This is a genomic window from Providencia sp. CIM-Carb-044, assembly GCF_033901115.1.
GTDB classification, from domain to species: Bacteria; Pseudomonadota; Gammaproteobacteria; order Enterobacterales; family Enterobacteriaceae; genus Providencia; species Providencia hangzhouensis.
The window spans coordinates 1-515 of record NZ_JAXADV010000077.1 but is presented as its reverse complement, the minus strand read 5'-3'; the positions used below and the strand labels follow the sequence as shown (position 1 = coordinate 515).

Here is a 515-nt window from a genome sequence, read left to right as displayed (position 1 = left end):
AACTTTGTTTTAGGGCGACTGCCCTGCTGCGTAACATCGTTGCTGCTCCATAACATCAAACATCGACCCACGGCGTAACGCGCTTGCTGCTTGGATGCCCGAGGCATAGACTGTACAAAAAAACAGTCATAACAAGCCATGAAAACCGCCACTGCGCCGTTACCACCGCTGCGTTCGGTCAAGGTTCTGGACCAGTTGCGTGAGCGCATACGCTACTTGCATTACAGCTTACCAACCGAACAGGCTTATGTCCACTGGGTTCGTGCCTTCATCCGTTTCCACGGTGTGCGTCACCCGGCAACCTTGGGCAGCAGCGAAGTCGAGGCATTTCTGTCCTGGCTGGCGAACGAGCGCAAGGTTTCGGTCTCCACGCATCGTCAGGCATTGGCGGCCTTGCTGTTCTTCTACGGCAAGGTGCTGTGCACGGATCTGCCCTGGCTTCAGGAGATCGGAAGACCTCGGCCGTCGCGGCGCTTGCCGGTGGTGCTGACCCCGGATGAAGTGGTTCGCATCCT

At 57.3% G+C, this 515-nt stretch carries 1 pseudogene; it reads left to right on the top strand.

The features are described 5' to 3' along the window. Positions 1–138: 138 nt before the first annotated feature. A pseudogene (gene intI1, locus SJ312_RS23345) lies at positions 139–515 on the top strand (class 1 integron integrase IntI1); the annotation flags it as partial.